Origin of the sequence: Curtobacterium ammoniigenes NBRC 101786, from assembly GCF_001571045.1 — a bacterium.
Lineage (GTDB): Bacteria > Actinomycetota > Actinomycetes > Actinomycetales > Microbacteriaceae > Curtobacterium > Curtobacterium ammoniigenes.
This window is the reverse complement of record NZ_BCSV01000006.1, coordinates 78,535-97,562: the sequence shown is the minus strand read 5'-3', so window position 1 is coordinate 97,562 and position 19,028 is coordinate 78,535. Positions and strand designations below refer to the sequence as shown.

Here is a 19,028-nt window from a genome sequence, read left to right as displayed (position 1 = left end):
GGGAGGCGCTCAGGCGCAGGACGACATCGATCTTCCAAGACGCTTGGCAGGGAGTGCGTGGCTTCCCCGTGCGGAATGGTCTCACCGCTGCAAGCCTCGTGGTGGGCCTCGTCGGGCTCGTTTCCGTATCCGCCGCATCAACGACCGTGCAGGCCACGTCCGAACTTCGCGCGGTTCTCACGGGCGGCGCTGCCTCAACCTTCGTCGGAACCGGGCCGACCGGCTTCGTCGGCCAGCGGACGGCGGAGTTCGCTCGGCAAGCGCTCCTCCGATTCCCGGGCTACGACGCTGCTGCCGTCCGGATCGACGTCCCCGACTCGAGCATCCGTGTTAACGGCGCAGACGGGATCGCAACCGACCTGCACTTCGTGTCCAGCGACCTCATCGCCATTCGACGCTTTCCCGTCCTCGATGGCACATGGCTCTCCGACGACGTCAGCGAGACCGTCGCCGTCAACGCTGCCCTCGCAACAACCGCCAGCGCGAGCCTGGGCAGGTCGGTGGAGGCGCGTATTGCGGGGGAACCCGTTACATTTCGCGTCGGCGGTGTGATCGAGGACGGCAGCACCGCACCCGCGCTCTACGTATCGCTCCACCGCTCCGATCTCCTCGCCCAGTCACAAGCGGCATCGGTCTCGCTCGAGCTCACCGGTCCTGCACTCGACGCTCCCACGGTCAGGGGCGATCTCGCTCGGCTCAGCGCACTGGACGGGAGCGGCGCCCAATGGAACGTGGCGCGGCAAGACACCGTCGATACGGTCGCGGATGCCCTTCGCGTTACCCGCGTGAGCTTCACGGCGGTCGGGGTGCTGGGACTCCTCAGCGCCGTGATCGGCATCGTGAACGTCGGAGCGAGCGCCGTCAGGGAACGTGCGTCCGAGATGGCGCTCCGGCGCTCACTGGGGGCTCGACCGCGGTATCTTGCGCTGGCACTCGTCATCGAGTCGCAACTCATCGCAATCACCGCCAGCATGATCGCCGTGCCGATGTCGGTCGTTGGTCATCGGTTCATCGCCGCTGCTCTCGGCGCTCCGCCCGGAGTAACACCACCGCACTACCCCTGGAACAGCGCTTGGATCGCACTCGGCGTGAGTTGCTCCGCCGCGCTTATTGGGAGCGTGGTCCCCGCCGTGCGTGCGTCTCGAGTGAGCATGACCACGGTCATGCGTGAGTAGCGACAGGATCATCACTCGGCCGAGTGAGCTGCCGCCCCCAGAGGCTGACAGAGCGCGATCTATGCGGGTCATGCGCAGCGACGCCGATCACGTCGAGCACGAGGCGCCCACACTGGATCGAATGCGAAGAAATTCGCAAATCAGCCCAACTTCGTCGTGGACGACCCGTCCACCGTCCCGAGATCGACATGAGACCGGTGCCGTGGTAGCCGGTCGAGTCCACCTTCGGAGCACTGGGGAGCGGTGACTTGGACGCTTCCCGCTCGGATCTGCGCCCCTTTCCACTTTCGCCGATGGGGCCCGAGAGGGAATTACGGCGGAGGACTAAACCTGTTTCAGGTGTTCACGAGACGCCGGGAGCAGGGGCACCTAATTGTATGAGGCCATGACGTTGGTGACGCCGGTGCGGAGTTTGCTCGCGGGTGGCTGGTTGCCGGTGGCGGTGTGTGGCCGATGGTAGTTGTAGTGCACGTTCCAGACCTGCAGAGCGTCGGCGCGATGCTGTTCCGAGGTGAAGGTTCGGGCGTAGAGGAACTCCTCGGCGAGGATCCGGTTGTAGCGCTCGACCTTGCCGTTGTGGCGGGGCGTGTATGGCCTGGTCCGCTGATGCCGGGCCGCGTGCGCGAGGATCACGGCGTGGAACGCGTCGGCGCGGTAGTTGGAGCCGTTGTCGGTCACGACCCGGGTCAGCCGGACGATGCCGTGCGCTGTGAAGAACGCTCGTGCTCGGTGGAAGAACCCGATCGTGGTCGACCGTCGGGGATCCGGCCGACCTTCTTCACGTCCAGATGCACCATGTGCCCTGGATACCGGGCCACGATCTTCCGCGGAGCACGGTTCGAGTCGCCGTCGGGATCGATGTGACGACGGCGGTTCAACCCGAGCCGGTCCAACACGCGCGTGACCGTCCGCACCGAGATCGTGATCTCGCCCGCGGCGAGCTCGAGCACGATGCGGCGCGCGGATTGCTTGCCGTCACGGCGCAGCTGCTCGATCCGGTCCACGAGCGTTGGCGGTGTCGCGGCCGGCGAGGATCCCGGTGCGCTGGAACGATCCTCCAGGCCGAGGTCGCCGTGGGCTCGCCACCGGTTCACCCACTTCGACGCGCACGCCCGGCTGATGCCCATCTCCTGGGCGACATGGCTGATGGGGCGGGTGCGGCAGCGGTCAATCAGGCGTCGGCGGCCCTCGACGGACAGCGGAGCGTTACGGTGGGTCACGAAGCGGGTCCTTGCGGTCGGGATGGGTGGGTAGCACTCCCAATCCAACCGGCAACGGGCCCGCTTCCTCACACCCCGCCAGCGTCAACAACGTCATGACCCACAACAACGAGTTCCCACGTCGCTTCGACCTCGACATGCTCATCGACCGCGAACACTGCTCCGAGACATGCCTACTGCCGTCGGGGACTACGCCGCGCCCGTGTGCAACATCCGGCGCGGCGTGCACCAATGCAACGCACATAATCACAGCCGAGTGACTAATTACGACTCTTGCGCAAATATAGTATTCCTAAAAAACAACCGCATACGATAAGTCCGGCGCCGGCAATTTTTCCCCCAGGCGGCGAGATGATGAGCAGTATCAAGCCGATGAGTGCGAGTAGAAACCCAGCCGCGCTTCGCAATGCGCTCAACTCAGTCCCCTATCCCGTAGCAGTCGGCAAGCACCGCATAAGAAGCAAAGCCGTAAGCAATCAGGCTGGCTCCGAATCCTATCGGTCCTGCTGCAACTGCTCCGATCAGGAGTCCGGTTGTAAGAAGCAACCCCAAATAAGCGACGGTGCAGTTTAAAAATGATGCCAATCCTCGGGGGTCCGTGGCGTTGACCGGGTCCCCACCGGCGTATGCGTAACGGTCGGCGTTCGAGGGGTCGAGGGGTGCGTCGAGGGTGTCTTGCTGCGTCCAGTTTCCTGTTGCGGTGTTGTACCAGCGTTGTCCGAACTTCACCAACCCGCCCTGGCTGGTGCTGGTGCGGTCGCCGGCGCAGAAGCCGTACGGGTTCTGCGTCCAGAAACTGCTCGACCCGCCGCTGCTGACCCCGCCGGTCCCGTACGGGTCATAGGCGGCCTGGAAGGCGACGGTGCCGGTGTCGGTGAGCGCAGCGACCTGGTTGTTGGTGCCGTCGACCACGAACGCCGCCGTGTCCCCAGCCGAGTTCGTCAACCCGAGCACCTGCCCGTTCGCCGCGTCCGAGAGCACCCGCGAGGTTGCGCCAGCGCTGGTTTCCGTGTCGATCTCCGGCACCCCCTGACCGCTGTTCCGTCCGTAGGTGAAGGTGTACGCGGCGCCGCCGCTGATGCTCTCAGTGAGCAGCTGATCCTGCGACGCCCCCGCGTACGCATACGCGGTGGTCGTGCCGTTGACCGTGGAAGACACCATCTGCTCCGCACCGTTATACGCGTACGTCGCTCCCGGGCTCGCGGTCGGTACTATCCGCCAGTTCCGCGGGACTGCCTCTCGCGCCAGTTCTGAGCCCCCGCCGCCAAAGCATCGAGGACAGCTCTGCCGGTGTCAGCGAGAACATCAGGTGGCTTGGCGTGGCCCACGATTCCCCCGGTTGTCGAGACTACGGTCACAACTGTCGACTCGGGCCCGGACGAGCGGAAGCTGAATCGATTTGTTTCAGTACGCATCACAAAATTAGTCCTGCGACCAATCAGTGCGCCATATTCAGTCACCTCGATAAGCGTCGCTGAAGATACTGACGATACGGCCTCGTGTACCAGAGCGGGAAGTGCAGATCTGGGGACCGGCAAAGTGATAGCAGTCATATGCGTACTGCCGATCGAGTTCGCCCCTGTACACGCTTTGCCGATTTTTTAACAAATATAGTCGGTCGACCAAATCGGTTTCTTGCCATCAGCTTCTACTCCGGGTCAGCCGGTATATGACGCGGTAGATGTTCGCGAGGAGAGCGATCCCGGCTACGATGACCAGAAATATTCCGAAGCCGCGATCACCCCCGCCGCTATTAACTATCATCGTCACTCCGATGAAAATAGCCAGGACTTCGAATCCCAGCATGATCCAGGAAAGAGTCACTTGGAAAGCTTTCATCTGATTTTTCTCATCTCCCCGGGCTATCCGCACGTGCTCGCCGCATTCCCCAGGAACCCAACGCCAAGAGCAATAATCGCCGCCGACTCTGTCGCGAGAGCTGGCGCAAGAACTAGGTCAAAACCGTCTGAGAGCGGAATACCCACGATGAAGCTGGTAATCTCACCTATACCTCCGAGTACACCGATGAGACCTAGCGCAATTTTCTGACCACAGGTTAGCAACCCTGTCATGTCGAGTAGATTCATCGGGTCTCCACCGGCATAGGCGTAACGGTTGGCGTTCGAGGGGTCGAGGGGTGCGTCGAGGGTGTCTTGCTGCGTCCAGTTTCCGGTCGCGGTGTTGTACCAGCGTTGTCCGAACTTCACCAACCCGCCCTGGCTGGTGCTGGTGCGGTCGCCGGCGCAGAAGCCGTACGGGTTTTGCGTCCAGAACCTGCTCGACCCACCACTGGTGACCCCGCCGGTCCCGTACGGGTCATAGGCGGCCTGGAAGGCGACGGTGCCGGTGTCGGTGAGCGCAGCGACCTGGTTGTTGGTGCCGTCGACCACGAACGCCGCCGTGTCCCCAGCCGAGTTCGTCAACCCGAGCACCTGCCCGTTCGCCGCGTCCGAGAGCACCCGCGAGGTTGCGCCAGCGCTGGTTTCCGTGTCGATCTCCGGCACCCCCTGACCGCTGTTGCGTCCGTAGGTGAAGGTGTACGCGGCGCCGCCGCTGATGGTCTCAGTGAGCAGCTGATCCTGCGACGCCCCCGCGTACGCATACGCGGTCGTCGTGCTGTTGACCGTGGAAGACACCATCTGCTCCGCACCGTTATACGTGTACGTCGCTCCCGGGCTCGCGGTGAGGTTCCCCGCAGCGTCATAGCTGTACCCGGTCGTGGTGATCTGGTTTCCCGCGTTGTAGCTCAGCGACTGGGTCGAGGTCGCCGCACCGGACTCGTTCGCGGTCAGCCGGTTCCCGTCCGCGTCGTAGCTGTACGACCAGGTCACATCCGCGGTGCCGCCGGACTGCGCTGCTTGGGTGAGCCGGCCGGAGGTGTCGTAGCGGTAGGCGGTTGTCTTCCCGGTGAGGGTGTCGGTGGCGGACCAGATCTGGTTGGTCTGCGCGGACAGGGTGGGGCTGAGGTAGCTGTAGGTGGTGTCGAACACCTTCGTTGCGTCCTGCCCCGTGTACGCGGCGACGGCGGTGACGTGACTGGCCGTGTCGTAGCTGACCGCGATGTGCCCGGTATACGTGGCGGGTTTGCTGGTGGTGACAGCGTTCCCGGTGCCGGCGGGCCACGCGCCGGCGTTGAGGTAGCTGTCGGTGCGGCGGCCGTGGTCATCCACGGCGTACCGGTCGGTTTCCGTCCCAGAGCCGTGCGGATACGTCATCGACCAGAGAATATTCGCCGGGTCGTAGCCGTAGGTCACCGTGCCCGCAGCGTCCGTGCTGGTGGTTTCGTTGCCCGCCGCGTCGTAGCCGTAGCGGATGAGGCCCCCGCCGGCGCTGTTCCCGGTGCTGAGCAGCCGGTTGTCCTGGTCGAACGTGTTCGTGATGGTGCCGGTCGCGGACTGGCTGGTCAGTTCGTTGCCGTTGCCGTCGAACGTGTTCGACACCTGATGGGTGCCATCCGAGAACGATTCGGTCAGCTGCCGGTCGTCGTTGTCGTAGGTGAACGAGGTGGTGTGCCCGTTCCCGTCGGTTTCCGACGCGACCCGGCCGAACGCGTCATACGTGTACGTCTTCACCCCGAGCGTGGTCCCGGCGGGCGCGGTCACGGTGGAGAGCTGGTTATTGCCGTCGTACGCGTACGTCGTCTTCGCACCCGACGACGCGTTCAACGGAGCAGTCGCGGTCGCGACGGTGCCGTTGCCGTTGTACGTCAACGATGCCGGCACGGCGCCGGACGAGCCCTGGCTGGAGGTGGAGAGCTGATTCCCGGAGCCGTCGTAGCCGTAGGTCAGCGTGTTCCCGTTCCCGTCCGTCGTGGACGCCGGCTGGTACTCGGAGGAGGAGGTGTACGTCGCGGACGCGGACGGCCCGTTCGTCGTCGACGCGCCCGTGACGGACTGGCCACCGTTCGCGCCGTAGGTGTAGCTCGTGCTCGACGGGGTCGCCGAGCCGACACTCTCCTGCGTTGCTTCGGTGTTGTTCGCCGAGTTCGCGTACGTGGTGGAGCGGGTGATGTTATCCGGGTCCACCGCCTGCGTCACCAGGTAGGTGCTGTTGATCGTGTACGTCGTGTGCGGCACAGACGTAACCGCCTGACCGGGGTCAGTGTCCGGCCCAGCGACAGCAGTCTGCGTCGACGACACGTAATCGAACCGGGTCGTTACGGTGCCGGTGCCCGTCGAGGCTGGTTGCGTCACCGTGAGGACGCGAGCCGAGCTGTCATAGGTGAATGACGTCACCGCGCCATCGGGAGAGGTGATCGCGGTGAGAAGGCCTCCGGAGTATGTAAAGGAGGTCTTCTTCCCGTCGCCGTCCATATACGCGGTGATGTTCCCAGAGGTGTCTTTGGAGTACGAGATCGATCGCGTCGCGGTTCCCGCCTGGTTCGCCTCGGTCAACGTCGTCGTGCCGTTCGCATAGGTGACGCCGACAGCGCTGTGCGAGGACAGGGAGCTGGCCGGCCCGGCGTTCGACAGGACGCCGGACAGGAGGTAGCCGGAATAGCGGAACGCCACCCCGTTGCCGTTCTTGTCCACGACGCCGGTGGGCTGTCCGGACTGATTGAAGGTCGTGACGGTGCGAGTCGCCAGCATTGTCAGCACATATCCGGAGGATGTTGGCGTCAAAGCCGCGTTGAACCCCGACGGTGCCGCGAAGGTGTTCGCCGCGGTTTGGGTGAACTGATCAGTTGAACCATCAGCAGCGGTGAACACGACACCCTTCGCGTTCGCCGACAGGCTGCCTGCCGCGTCGAAGTTGTACGCCCACTTGTTCGCGTCGATGTTCGCTGAGTTCTCTGCTTCCCACCCTCGAGAGTTGTACGACGCGCCAAAGCTCGCGGACCCGGTGACTGTCGGGAGCGTCAGAGCGCGGTTGGAGACTTCGAGATTGCCCGTCCCGACATCAACCGATGCAGTCGTCTGATCGTCGATCGGGAACGGCAGTGTTGTTGCCGACGGTCGCGAGCCCGTCACATTCGTCGACGACGGGCCCGTCGGCAGCGAGTTGTACCAACCTTCCAGAACGATCTGGTAGTCCGTCTTCGAGGTAGTGAACAGGTCGATCTTTCCGTCGGACCCGACAGCGACGATCACTGAGTTCGAGCGGATATCGTCACCGTTGAAACTCAGCGACGTGGTTCCTGGCTGGGCCACACCATCGGCCCACAACTCAGCGTTACCGATGTTGTTGGGACCATTGATCGCCGTGAGCTGCACGGCCACCGCGGAGACGCCGGACCCTACGTTCGGCACCCCCGCCACACCGTCGACGGTGATCGGCGTCGTCGATTGCGCAGCCGGCGTCGTGTTCGGCGACGTACGAGAATCCCAGACGATACCGCCGGCATCCGGGGTGAACGAGCCGCCCGAGTTCACGGCAGTGAAATATCCCTGCACGTCAATAACCAAATTGATGGTGCCACCCGTGTTCGTGACGGTGAACTGTCCGGCCGCGCTCAACGCCACCTGCGCGGTATTCGACGTGGGCACGGTTCCGCCGACGTAATGCAGGGACTCCGCCGGAGGAGTGCTGCCCGTGGGATACGGCGTGACCCAACCGACCCACGGTGACGCGTTGACAACGAGGATGTTCGCCGAGACCGCGGATGCTCCTGCCGGAACCCCCGCATTGCCGGCGACCTGCACGGTCAACGAACCACCGGAAGGAATAGTCGCCTGCGCCGTACCAGTGCCGTTTCGGGTGTCGATAATGCGGGTCCCCGGGACCGGCACAAAGCCGCCGGGCGCCACACCTGCACCGCCGCCGGTCGTCGTGTAATAGCCCTGCACATCCAGATACAACGACGCGGACGTATCCGCCTCCACCTGGATCGTCCCCGCAGAGCTGATCGCGATCGTCGATGTGCCCGAGGAAGCCCCGAGCCCCGACCCGTCGTACGTCGTCACAAGCGCTGACGGGCTCGACGAGTCAGTCCGACTATTGAGCTGACCAAGCCCAGGCATGTTCACAACAGTCGCGTTGACCACCACTGCGCCCGCTGAACCGTCTGAAGGGATACCCGCCTGGCCGGCGACCTGCACCGTCATCCACGTGTGCGCACTCATGGACACCCCGTTGACGATCCCCGCTAGCCGATACGAACTGACCGCCCGTGCCCGGCGCTGCCGCCGCCCGCGCGGGCGGTGACACAAACACCAACCCCGCCATCACCAGCGCCACCGCTGCGATTACCGCAACGAAGACATGACGAATACCGTGCACGCTCGACCATCCGAACACCGGACGTCCCCTCTTCGCGCCCGCACCCCTGCGAGCGATGAACACGCCCGCGAACACGAGAATGCTTCGAACCCCTAACAAATCCGGACGCTACGCCCAAACGTGGACCGAACCGAAAACCCCCATTCGAGGGTCAGTCGACTTATCCGCGGAAACCCGCGAAGTTGACCGGACCCCGCTTCGCCGCATGGATAAGCGCGCGCGAACCGGCTACGGAGCTTCGTCCGACGAACCGGCGCCTCGCGGGGTCATCGAAGCCTGACACGGGACGAGTTCGAAACGTCGAAGCGGAACTCTTAGGTCCGGCGATGTCGACTGTGCTCGGATGCGAGATCGCGGAGTACGGCGTCGAGTCGGCGCCCCGCTCCCTGGACCAAACGCGGCGGTTCCTCGAATCCCTCGAGGACGAACGGCTCGGCGTCCTGTTCGAGTTCGCGATCTACACCGGCATGCGTCGCGGCGACATCGTCGGCCTCCGATGGGTCGACGTCGACCTCATCGCATCGCAAGCCACAGTCCGACAGCAGCGCGTCCTCGTCGGGAAGCGCGTCGAGACCGGCAGCATCAAGACCGCTGCAGGTCAGGACCGTCGCGTGCACCTCGGCGCGAACCTCGTCGGCTCACTCATGGCATGGCAGATCCGGCAGGCCGAGGAAGCCGCCACGCTCGGCAGCAGCTACAACCCGGAAGGGCTCGTCTTCACGAACCCGATCGGAGATCCGCTCCGCCCCGATTACGTGAGCAAGCGGCTCGCCACCCTCGTCGAACGCGCCGGCCTTCCACCGCTGCGACTCCACGGCCTCCGACACTTGCACGCGTCCCTCAGGCTCGCCTCCGGCGTCGACCTCGGCACAGTGTCGAAGCGGCTCGGACACTCGACCCTCGCCACCACCTCGGACTTCTACGGTCACCTGCTCGACGAGACAAACCGTCGCGCAGCGGAGGCGATGGACGACTTCATGCGCACGCCGAAAGGAGCAACTGCACACATCGCACACACAAAGCGACCCTGACGGGTCAGACTAGGCCGGGCAACCGCCCCGATCCCTTGATTTATAAGCGGAGGGTGTGGGATTCGAACCCACGGTGACTCTCGCCACACTTGTTTTCAAGACAAGCTCCATCGGCCGCTCGGACAACCCTCCCGAACCGGGTCGCTCGCGCGACCGGCGCAGTCGAGTCTAGTGGCCCCTACTGAGGCAGCGTGTGGAGCGCGGCGACGAGGCCGTCGTCGTCGACGGTCGCGGTGCGCTCGTTACCGGCCTCGACGACATCCTCGGGCGCCTGGCCCATGACCATTCCGCGACCGGACGTGGAGGCCCACTGCAGCATCCCGATGTCGTTGCGTCCGTCTCCGGCCACGAACACCCGGGAGCGCGGGATGTCCAGGTGTTCCCGAACCCGCTCCATCGCCGTCGCCTTCGTCACCCCGTCGGGCGCGATGTCGAGCCATGCCGTCCACCCCACCGTGTACGACACCTTGTGCAGCCCCATCCGGTCGACAACGCTCAGGAAGTCGTCCAGGTCATGGCCGGGTGAGATCACCACGACGCGGCATGCGACGGATCCGAGCAGATCCTCGAAGGAGACCCGCTCCGCGGGTGCGCTGATCGCACCGTCCGGGAACGGGCCCGCAATGCGGTACTTGCCGGTCTCATCCTCGACGCCGAACGCAGCACCGTCGAGCGCCCCGTGCACCGTCTGCAGCACGTCCGTCGGGTCGAAGGTCTCCACGTGCGCTCGGCGATAGCCCGTCGGCTCGGTGTCGTCGCGCTCGAGGGTGATTGCGCCGTTCGCGCACACCAGGAACCGCGGTCGGATGCCGAGGCGCTCCGCGACAGGAAGCGTTGACGCGGCGCTCCGGCCGGTGGCGAGCATGACTTCGTGGCCGGCGGTGGCGACACGGTTGACGGCGGCGACCACGGCCTCCGTGATGGTTCCGTCTTCGCGCATGACAGTGCCGTCGATGTCGAGCGCGACCAGCCACCGTTTCGTTCGCGTGCTCGCATGCTCGGAGCCGACGGCGCCGTGCGAGGGCGGCGCGGCGGAGTCTCCCCGGAGCGCGTTCTCGGCGCGAGCGACCGCTGCATCGGAGATGTCGCGGCCGGCGCGCGCGTCGAGCTCATTCATCGGGGCTCGATCACCTCGACACCGCCGAGATACGGCCGGAGAACCGGCGGAATCACGACCGAGCCATCCGCCTGCTGGTTCGTCTCGAGGATCGCGACGAGCCAGCGCGTCGTCGCAAGCGTGCCGTTGAGGGTCGCGACCGGAGCGGTCTTGCCGGACTCGGTCCGGTACCGGATGTCGAGGCGGCGCGCCTGGAACGTCGTGCAGTTCGACGTGGACGTCAGCTCGCGGTAGGTGCCCTGCGTCGGGACCCAAGCCTCGATGTCGAACTTGCGCGCAGCGCTCTGTCCGAGATCGCCCGCGGCGACATCGATGACGCGATAGTGCAGGCCGAGATCGGTCAGCATCGACTCCTGATAGCCGACGAGCTTCTCGTGCTCCGCTTCCGCGAGGTCGGGATGCACGTACGAGAACATTTCCAGCTTGTTGAACTGGTGCACCCGAAGGATGCCGCGGTTGTCCTTGCCCGCAGCGCCGGCCTCCCGGCGGTAGCAGGTCGACCAACCCGCGTAGCGGATCGCCCCGTCGTCGGGCAGGCTCAGGATCTCGTCCGAGTGGTACGCGGCGAGCGCGACCTCGCTCGTTCCGGTGAGATAGAGATCGTCCGCCGGCAGGTGGTAGATCTCGTCCGCATGCTTGCCGAGGAAACCGGTTCCGGCCATCGCCTCCGGTCGGACGAGGGTAGGCGTGATGAGGGGCTCGAACCCGTGGGCTACCGCTCGGTCGAGGCCGAGCGTCATGAGCGCGATCTCGAGGCGGGCACCCCACCCGCGGAGGAAGTAGAAGCGCGACCCCGAGACCTTCGTGCCACGCGGGATGTCGATGATGCCGAGCATCTCGCCGAGATCGGCGTGGTCGCGCGGCTCGAAGTCGAAGGTCGGTTTCGTGCCGACGGTCCGGAGGGTGACGAAGTTGTCCTCGCCGCCGGCGGGAACGCCATCGATGATCGGGTTCGAGATGGACCGCAGGGTGTGCTGGAAGGCCTCGTCGGCCTCCGTCGCGATTTGTTGAGCAGCCTTGACGCGGGCGGCGAGCGCCTGCGCCTGCGCCACCAGACCGGGCTTGTCTGCCTTCGGCGCCGCGGCGACGGTCTTACTGAAGGCGTTCTGCTCGGCGCGAAGCGCCTCGAACGCCGTGATCGCGCTGCGTCGAGCAGTGTCGGCCGCCACGGCGTCGTCGACGAGATCGACGGAGTCGCCGCGTGCCGCCTGCGAGGCCTTGATGGTGTCCGGGTGGTCGCGCAGCAGCTGGGGATCGATCACGCGTCGATCCTAACCGCGGGGCGCACACCGTCAGCGGTGCGTCAGTAGCGTTGGGGCATGCCCGAACAGACGGCCGCGGTTGTGTACAACCCCACGAAGGTCGACCTCCCTACCCTGCAGCGCACCGTGCGCCGATTCGAGCAGGAGGCGGGCTGGGCGGAGACCCGGTGGTACGAGACCTCCGTCGAGGACACCGGCAAGGGCGTTGCCACGCGCGCGATCGAGGAAGGCGCCACCGTCGTCGCAGCGGCCGGTGGCGACGGAACGGTGCGAGCCGTTGCCGAGGCGGTGCATGGCTCCGATGCCGCGCTGGCGCTGCTGCCGAGCGGAACCGGCAACCTGCTCGCGCGCAACATGCATCTGCCGCTCGACTCGCTCGACACGAGCGCACAGACGATCTTCTCCGGCGACGATCTCACCATCGACTTCGGCACCCTGCAGGTCGAACGCGAATCCGGGGAGCGCGAACCGTTCGGCTTCCTCGTCATGGCGGGCCTCGGGCTCGATGCCCGAATGCTCGCCAACACGAACGACGACCTCAAGCGTAAAGTCGGCTGGCTCGCATACGTCGACTCGTTGATCCGCAGTCTTCGCGACTCCAACGGCATCGAGTTCCGATTCCGGCTGGATGACGGACCCACCCGCGCGCTCCGAGCGCACACCGTGATCGTGGGCAACTGCGGCACGCTCCAAGCGAACGCGATGCTGCTGCCGGACGCGGTGATCGACGACGGCGTCTTCGACATCGTGGTGCTTCGGCCCCGGACCATTCTCGGCTGGCTCCGTATCGTGGCGCGGGTGTTCTGGGAGAACGCGATCCTCCGTTGGGTGAACCGGTCGCGTCTCGGGTCGAGCGCTGCGGGCCGCCGCATCGTGAACGGCGCGAAGAAGGAGCGCACGCTGCGCTACCTCCGTGGCACGAGCATGACCCTGCGCCTCGAACACGCGGACGAGTTCGAGATCGACGGCGACTCGATCGGGAAGGTCGCCGCGTTCCGCGCGGAGATCGATCCTGCGTCCCTCCGGGTTCGGGTTCCGAAAGGACATCGGATCCCGCACTGACGGCGTGCGGCCGCAGCGATCGCTGACGCAGCGGACGAAGCGCTATCGCGACTCGTCCACCGGCTCGCCGGCGCGGATGCGGTCGAGCCAGCCACGGGCCTCCTGGAATGCGGCGTCGGAGTATCGGTCCGCGATCTCGGTGCGCTTGCCGTCGGCACGCGGGTACGACCCGAGGAATGTGACGCGCGGACTGAACCGGCGGAGACCCAGCAGCGCGTCCGCGACGCGCTCGTCGTCGACATGACCATCAAGGTCGATGACGAAGCGGTAGCGACCGAACTCGTCCCCGATCGGACGCGATGACAGCAGCCCCATGTTGATGCCACGGGTGGCGAACTGTTCGAGCATGTCGACGAGCGCGCCCGGGTGGTCGTCCGGCAGCTCGACGATGACGCTCGTCTTGTCCGAGCCGGTGCGCGCGGGGATCGCGCGACTCCGGCTGACGAGCACGAACCGCGTCAACGCTCCTGGGTTGTCGCCGATCGACTCGGCGAGGACCTCGAGCGGGTAGTGGTCGGTGATTCCCGGAGGCGCGACCGCGGCATCCGCGCTCGGCCCACCCGCCTGCAAGAGCGACGCGGCAGCCGCGACATTCGACGAGGACGGGATGTGTCCGTGCCCGGGAACGTTCCGCTCGAGCCAGAGATGCGTCTGCGCGTAGGCGACGGGATGCGCGTTGATTGTGCGAACGCCTTCGAGCCGCGTCCCGGGGCGGGCGACGAGCACGAAGTCCACGGGCACGAGGTACTCCCCCGTGATCCGCACCCCGGGGATTCGGGCCAGCGCGTCTTGCGTGGCACTGACGCCGCCGTCGACGGAGTTCTCGATGGCGATGACGGCACCGACGCTGCGGCCGGAGACGACATCGTTCAGCGCCTCACCGACGTTGTTCACGCTCCGCCAGTGTTGTCCGGCCGCCGCCTGCACCTGCTTCAACGCGGCCTCGGTAAACGTTCCGGCAGGCCCGAGATAGCTGTAGGTGTCCGCGGCGGGGCGAGCAGGGTCGGTCATGCCGGGAAGCCTATCGGGAGGCTCCACTCGCCTCCGTCGCAGCGCCCTGCGGGTTCGAGAGCGCGGCGAGCCGGCAGTCCGGGTCGAGGCGTTGCAGCATGGCCCGCGCGATCGCGTCGAGCTGGGCGACTTGTTCGGCGCTCAACGCATCGATGACGTACTCCCGAGCCGCTGCGACGTGGCCCGGCGCCGCAGCGACGAGCAGGTCGAACCCTTCGTCGCTCAACTGCACCTCGGTTGCGCGACGATCGGACGAGCATTGGCTCCGGACGATCAGCCCGCGTCGCTCGAGGCGCGTGGCCACATGCGACAGACGCGGCAGCGAGCTGTTCGTCGCCGCAGCGAGCGCGGTCATCCGCATACGACGCCCCGCAGCGTCGGAGAGCATCGCGAGCACCATGTAGTCGAAGTGGGTGAGTTCCGAGTCGCGCTGCAGCTGGGAGTCGAGCGCCGCAGGCAGCAGTTCGATAACCGCCACGAGCTTCATCCAGGCGCGGAGTTCGTCGGGTCGGAGCCAGCGGACGGCGTCGTCGGGTGGCGTATCCGTCATGCAGAGCAGATTATCAATCAGTTGTCGCTGCAACCAGTGTTATCCACAGGGCATCGCCCGCTCGCGCATCGTTCTCTCGCCGGTGCCAGGATGGAGCGATGAACGACCGAGCAGGAACCCCAGCCACCGCTGAAGACCTCGTCGATCTGCAGGAGCTGACCGCGGCCTACTACGACCGCGTACCGGACGTCTCCGTGCCGGAGCAGCGGGTCGTCTTCGGAACCTCCGGTCACCGCGGGTCGTCGCTCGACACGGCCTTCAACGATGCGCACATTGCCGCCATCACGCAGGCGATCGTCGAATACCGAGCGTCGCAGGGCACGACCGGCCCCCTCTTCATTGGCCGTGACACCCACGCGCTTTCCGGTCCGGCCGAACGCACCGCACTCGAGGTGCTCGCTGCGAACGGTGTAACCGTCCTCGCAGACAGCGACAACGGCTATGTGCCGACCCCCGCGCTGTCCCACGCGATCATCACGTACAACCGCGCAGGGCACGACGACACCGCCGACGGCATCGTCATCACCCCGAGCCATAACCCCCCGCGCGACGGCGGCTTCAAGTACAACCCACCGCATGGCGGACCAGCGGATAGCGACGCGACGTCGTGGATCGCAAACCGCGCGAACGACTTGCTGGCGGGCGGGAATGCCGACGTTCGGCGGCAGGAACAGGCGACGCCGGGTCGATACGACTTCCTCCGCACCTACGTCCATGACCTGGAGAACGTCGTCGACATCGCCGCCATCAAACGGGCGGGCGTCCGCATCGGCGCTGACCCGCTCGGCGGCGCGAGCCTCCCGTATTGGAACCTCATCCGGGATCACTACGGGCTCGACATCACCGTGGTCAACCCCGACGTCGACCCGACATGGTCCTTCATGACGCTCGACTGGGACGGAAAGATCCGCATGGACCCGTCGAGCCCGTCGGCGATGGCGTCCGTCGTCGCCCACAAGGATGAGTACCAGGTCCTGACCGGAAACGACGCCGACGCGGACCGCCACGGCATCGTCACCCCCGACGGCGGCCTGATGAACCCGAACCACTACCTCGCGGTCGCGATCGAGTACCTCTACGCGCACCGTCCGAATTGGCGAGATGACGCCGCGATCGGGAAGACGCTCGTCTCATCGAGCGTGATCGACCGTGTCGCCGAATCGCTCGGGCGCCGACTTTGGGAGGTCCCGGTCGGCTTCAAATGGTTCGTGCCCGGCCTCATCGACGGGTCGGTCGCGTTCGGCGGAGAGGAATCCGCCGGCGCCTCATTCCTTCGCATGGACGGCACTGCGTGGACCACCGACAAGGACGGCATCATCCTCGCGCTGCTCGCCTCGGAGATCATCGCCGTCACGGGGAAGACACCGTCCCAGCTCTACGTCGAGCTCACCGAGCGCTTCGGCGACCCCGTGTACGAACGCGTCGACGCGGCAGCGTCGAAGTCCGAGAAGGCCGCGCTCGCGAAGCTCGACGGCGACGCGATCAGCGCGACGACGCTCGCCGGGGACCAGATCACGGCAAAACTGTCGAAGGCGCCGGGGAACGGCGCGGCAATCGGGGGCGTCAAGGTGGTCACCGACCGGGCATGGTTCGCCGCACGCCCTTCGGGTACCGAGGACGTCTACAAGATCTACGCCGAGTCGTTCGTGTCACGCGAGCATCTGCAGCAGGTCCAGCACGAAGCAAAGGACATCGTGGACGCAGCATTGCGCCCCTGACGTCGACGCCGCACGCACGACGCCGACAACGCGACAGCGTTCGCGGACAGCGAGCGGCGCAACCGGAGCATCCGAGATCGGATTCGAACCCGAAGGAATACCCTGGCCGTCTGTCGGCGCTGTCGTTCGTGCGCGCGCCGGATTGGCCTCACGTCGATCTCCCAGGACGAAACGAGAACAACCGCCATGACGCAGACCGCCACCGCTCCCGCCCCGGCGCCGACGACGGCATCCAGCGCGGTGATGTCCCACCGCCAGATCCTTCTCGTCATCTACGGGCTCATGGCCGGGATGTTCCTCGGCGCACTCGACCAGACGGTAGTCGGCACCGCGATCCGAACCATCGGCGACGACCTGCACGGACTGAACCAGCAGGCGTGGGTCACGACCGGTTACCTCATCGCGTCGACGATCATGACGCCCATCTACGGGAAGCTCTCGGACATCTTCGGTCGCCGACCGCTCTTCCTCACCGCAATCGGCATCTTCATCGTCGGGTCATTCGCGTCGTCGTTCTCGCAGACCATGCTGATGCTGGCGGCGTTCCGTGCCATTCAGGGCATCGGCGCCGGAGGTCTGATGTCGCTGCCGCTCGCAATCATGGGCGACATGCTCGCTCCCCGTGAGCGCGCGAAGTACCAGGGCTACTTCCTCGCCGTCTTCGGCATCTCGAGCGTGATCGGCCCCCTGGTCGGCGGAGTGTTCGCCGGCGCCAGTCAGATCTTTTTCATCAGCGGCTGGCGGTGGGTGTTCCTCATCAACGTGCCGATCGGGATCGTCGCGCTCTTCATGGTCCTCACCTTCTTGCACCTGCCGAAGGTTGGCGAACGGAGAGCGCCGCGAATCGACTGGTGGGGTGCCGCGCTCGTCATCGTCACCCTGGTCCCGTTGCTGCTGGTTGCGGAGCAAGGACGGACCTGGGGCTGGACAAGCCCCGGCTCATGGGCCTGCTATGTGACCGGCGCCGTCGGCTTCGTGCTCTTCGTCATCGTCGAACGCTTCATGGGCGACGACGCGATCATCCCCCTGAAGCTGTTCGGGTCCCATGTCTTCTCAATGGCGACGATCCTCAGCGTGCTCGTCGGATTCGGGATGTTCGGCGCGATGCTGACGATCCCGCTCTACCTGCAGATCGTCAAGGGCGTGACTCCGACGCAGTCCGGTTTCTCGATGCTTCCGATGGTCCTGGGCCTCATGATCGCGTCGATCGGCTCGGGCCAGATCGTCTCGCGCACTGGCCACTACCGGATCTTCCCGGTCACCGGAACAGCCAGCACGGCGATCGGCTTCGTGCTCCTCACGCGCATCACGGCGGACACGCCCCTCTGGTTCCTGATGCTCGGCATGTTCGGGATCGGCCTCGGACTCGGACAGCTCATGCAGACGTTGACGCTCGCTGCCCAGAACTCCGTCGCTCCGCGCGATATCGGTGTGGCGACGAGCGCCGCGACCTTCTTCCGACAGATCGGTGGAACGCTTGGGACCGCCGTGCTGCTCTCCGTTCTGTTCTCGCTGATGCCGACGAACATCACGAACGCCCTGTCGAACAAAGCGGACCTGACCAACGCCTTGGACGCCGCGCTGAACCCGGCGGTCGCCGGAGCTCCACGAAACCAAGGCGTCATGCATCAGATCTGGGACCCGATCGTGACGCCGCTGAAGAAGGGCATCGACGGATCGCTCAGCGCGGGTGAGGCGAAAGCGAAGGCCGCAGCAGACGCAGCAGTGACGCAGCAGGTGACGAAGGCGGTTCAGGGGCAGGTCGCCGCCGGAGCGGTTCCAGCATCGGCAGAGCAATCCGTCATCGACCAGCAGGTCGCCGCGGCGAAACCGAAAGCCGAGGCGAACGCGCTTGCAGCCGTTGCGAAGCAGGCGCACGCATCCGTGCAGAACGGCGCCCTCGTCGTCGACTGGTCGAACAGCGCGGATCGTCGGTACTACGTCGACAAGTCCGTGCCGACCATCCTCTCGAAGCTCCGCTCCGGCACGGGCGGTGGGAGCGCCTCCGACACGACCGACACGTCGTTCCTGAACGGTGCCGACCGTGCCCTCACCCGCCCGTTCCTCGTTGGGTTCAGCGACTCGGCCGTCACCGTCTACACCGTCGGTCTCGGCGTCATCCTCCTCGCGTTCGTCCTGACGTGGTTCTTCCGCGTCCCACCGTTGCGGAAGGTGTCCGGGCTCCAGGAACAGGCCGACGCGGCCCGAGCGTCAGCGGGCGCGAACCCAAGCGACTCGGACGACGGCGTGAATGCCGTGTCGCGCACCGCGACGAACGCCGACCAGGTGCCCGTGGAGGCGCAGGCCGCAGCAAATGCCGGCGTCGCGCTCGTCGCCCCGAACAGCGATGGCAGTGACTCCATCCCCGTGTCGCCCGACGTCTCCCCCGCGCCCGTTCGTGCCGACGCGGCCGCGCAGCGCGACACGCGTGCCCCGCTTCCCGACGCCCCTACCCACGGGGCGCACTCCGCGACGGGGTCCGTCGACGCGGAGCCGGCGCACACGAGCTCTCGTGGAACTCCCCGGCACGCAGCCGTCCTCGAAGCCGACCCCGTCGATGAGGGATCGAGCCGCGCGGACTCCGCCGTTGAATCCGACCCTGCGGTCAGTTCGAGCGAGCATGCCCACGGCCGCCACACGGGAGACTCGCCCGCGTCATAGGC

General features: G+C 65.9%; 12 protein-coding genes, 1 tRNA gene and 1 pseudogene. 5 read left to right on the top strand and 9 right to left on the bottom strand.

Annotated features, from left to right (window positions below):
- Positions 1-53 precede the first annotated feature (53 nt).
- Positions 54-1,175 (top strand): ABC transporter permease, encoded by a 1,122-nt coding sequence (locus CAM01S_RS12955; RefSeq protein WP_169795877.1) that lies wholly within the window; start codon positions 54-56, stop codon positions 1,173-1,175.
- 369 nt (positions 1,176-1,544) lie between these two features.
- Here CAM01S_RS12955 and CAM01S_RS12950 read toward each other — a convergent pair.
- The 4 genes and pseudogenes from CAM01S_RS12950 to CAM01S_RS12935 form a co-directional block, all read right to left on the bottom strand.
- A pseudogene (locus CAM01S_RS12950) lies at positions 1,545-2,395 on the bottom strand (integrase core domain-containing protein).
- A 417-nt stretch (positions 2,396-2,812) separates the two neighbouring features.
- Positions 2,813-3,556, bottom strand: coding sequence for an RHS repeat-associated core domain-containing protein (locus CAM01S_RS12945; protein ID WP_066522555.1), 744 nt, complete (start codon positions 3,554-3,556; stop codon positions 2,813-2,815).
- Between the two features lie 480 nt (positions 3,557-4,036).
- Positions 4,037-4,234 carry a hypothetical protein gene (locus CAM01S_RS12940; protein ID WP_066522554.1) on the bottom strand — a complete coding sequence of 66 codons (198 nt, stop codon included), beginning with the start codon at positions 4,232-4,234 and terminating at the stop codon, positions 4,037-4,039.
- A gap of 23 nt (positions 4,235-4,257) precedes the next feature.
- Entirely contained in the window at positions 4,258-8,457 is a 4,200-nt protein-coding gene (locus CAM01S_RS12935) for a beta strand repeat-containing protein (RefSeq protein WP_157071570.1), read from the bottom strand.
- Between the two features lie 483 nt (positions 8,458-8,940).
- Here CAM01S_RS12935 and CAM01S_RS12930 point away from each other — a divergent pair, with 483 nt between their 5' ends.
- Positions 8,941-9,645, top strand: coding sequence for a tyrosine-type recombinase/integrase (locus CAM01S_RS12930; protein WP_066522542.1), 705 nt, complete (start codon positions 8,941-8,943; stop codon positions 9,643-9,645).
- A 47-nt stretch (positions 9,646-9,692) separates the two neighbouring features.
- Here CAM01S_RS12930 and CAM01S_RS12925 read toward each other — a convergent pair.
- From CAM01S_RS12925 to serS, 3 genes are all read right to left on the bottom strand, one after another.
- Positions 9,693-9,777, bottom strand: a tRNA-Ser gene (locus CAM01S_RS12925).
- A gap of 46 nt (positions 9,778-9,823) precedes the next feature.
- On the bottom strand, positions 9,824-10,762 hold the full coding sequence (locus CAM01S_RS12920) for an HAD family hydrolase (RefSeq protein ID WP_083528040.1): 939 nt from the start codon (positions 10,760-10,762) through the stop codon (positions 9,824-9,826).
- Entirely contained in the window at positions 10,759-12,024 is a 1,266-nt protein-coding gene (gene serS / locus CAM01S_RS12915) for a serine--tRNA ligase (RefSeq protein WP_066522537.1), read from the bottom strand. The genes CAM01S_RS12920 and serS overlap by 4 nt, the downstream gene beginning before the upstream one ends.
- Positions 12,025-12,081: 57 nt before the next feature.
- On the opposite strand from serS, the gene CAM01S_RS12910 reads away from it, so the two are divergent.
- The gene (locus CAM01S_RS12910; protein WP_066522536.1) at positions 12,082-13,086 is read left to right on the top strand and encodes a diacylglycerol/lipid kinase family protein; all 1,005 of its coding nucleotides are present in this window, start codon (positions 12,082-12,084) and stop codon (positions 13,084-13,086) included.
- A 42-nt stretch (positions 13,087-13,128) separates the two neighbouring features.
- On the opposite strand, the gene pheA is transcribed toward CAM01S_RS12910, so the two are convergent.
- Both pheA and CAM01S_RS12900 read right to left on the bottom strand, forming a co-directional pair.
- The gene (gene pheA, locus CAM01S_RS12905; protein ID WP_066522535.1) at positions 13,129-14,097 is read right to left on the bottom strand and encodes a prephenate dehydratase; all 969 of its coding nucleotides are present in this window, start codon (positions 14,095-14,097) and stop codon (positions 13,129-13,131) included.
- Positions 14,098-14,107: 10 nt separating this feature from the next.
- Positions 14,108-14,647, bottom strand: coding sequence for a MarR family winged helix-turn-helix transcriptional regulator (locus tag CAM01S_RS12900; protein WP_066522531.1), 540 nt, complete (start codon positions 14,645-14,647; stop codon positions 14,108-14,110).
- 98 nt (positions 14,648-14,745) lie between these two features.
- Between CAM01S_RS12900 and pgm the strand changes: the two genes are divergently transcribed.
- Both pgm and CAM01S_RS12890 read left to right on the top strand, forming a co-directional pair.
- Positions 14,746-16,365 (top strand): phosphoglucomutase (alpha-D-glucose-1,6-bisphosphate-dependent), encoded by a 1,620-nt coding sequence (gene pgm, locus CAM01S_RS12895; protein ID WP_066522529.1) that lies wholly within the window; start codon positions 14,746-14,748, stop codon positions 16,363-16,365.
- A gap of 186 nt (positions 16,366-16,551) precedes the next feature.
- A complete protein-coding gene (locus tag CAM01S_RS12890; protein ID WP_066522525.1) occupies positions 16,552-19,026 on the top strand; it encodes an MDR family MFS transporter in 2,475 nt (824 codons plus the stop codon).
- Positions 19,027-19,028 lie beyond the last annotated feature (2 nt).

Coding starts and splice junctions, on each gene's coding strand:
- CAM01S_RS12920 (WP_083528040.1), bottom strand. CDS start 10,762: ATGAATGAGCTCGACGCGCGCGCCGGCCGCGACATCTCCGATGCAGCG.
- pheA (WP_066522535.1), bottom strand. CDS start 14,097: ATGACCGACCCTGCTCGCCCCGCCGCGGACACCTACAGCTATCTCGGG.
- CAM01S_RS12910 (WP_066522536.1), top strand. CDS start 12,082: ATGCCCGAACAGACGGCCGCGGTTGTGTACAACCCCACGAAGGTCGAC.
- CAM01S_RS12930 (WP_066522542.1), top strand. CDS start 8,941: ATGTCGACTGTGCTCGGATGCGAGATCGCGGAGTACGGCGTCGAGTCG.
- CAM01S_RS12890 (WP_066522525.1), top strand. CDS start 16,552: ATGACGCAGACCGCCACCGCTCCCGCCCCGGCGCCGACGACGGCATCC.
- CAM01S_RS12935 (WP_157071570.1), bottom strand. CDS start 8,457: ATGAGTGCGCACACGTGGATGACGGTGCAGGTCGCCGGCCAGGCGGGT.
- CAM01S_RS12940 (WP_066522554.1), bottom strand. CDS start 4,234: ATGAAAGCTTTCCAAGTGACTCTTTCCTGGATCATGCTGGGATTCGAA.
- CAM01S_RS12945 (WP_066522555.1), bottom strand. CDS start 3,556: ATGGTGTCTTCCACGGTCAACGGCACGACCACCGCGTATGCGTACGCG.
- CAM01S_RS12900 (WP_066522531.1), bottom strand. CDS start 14,647: ATGACGGATACGCCACCCGACGACGCCGTCCGCTGGCTCCGACCCGAC.
- pgm (WP_066522529.1), top strand. CDS start 14,746: ATGAACGACCGAGCAGGAACCCCAGCCACCGCTGAAGACCTCGTCGAT.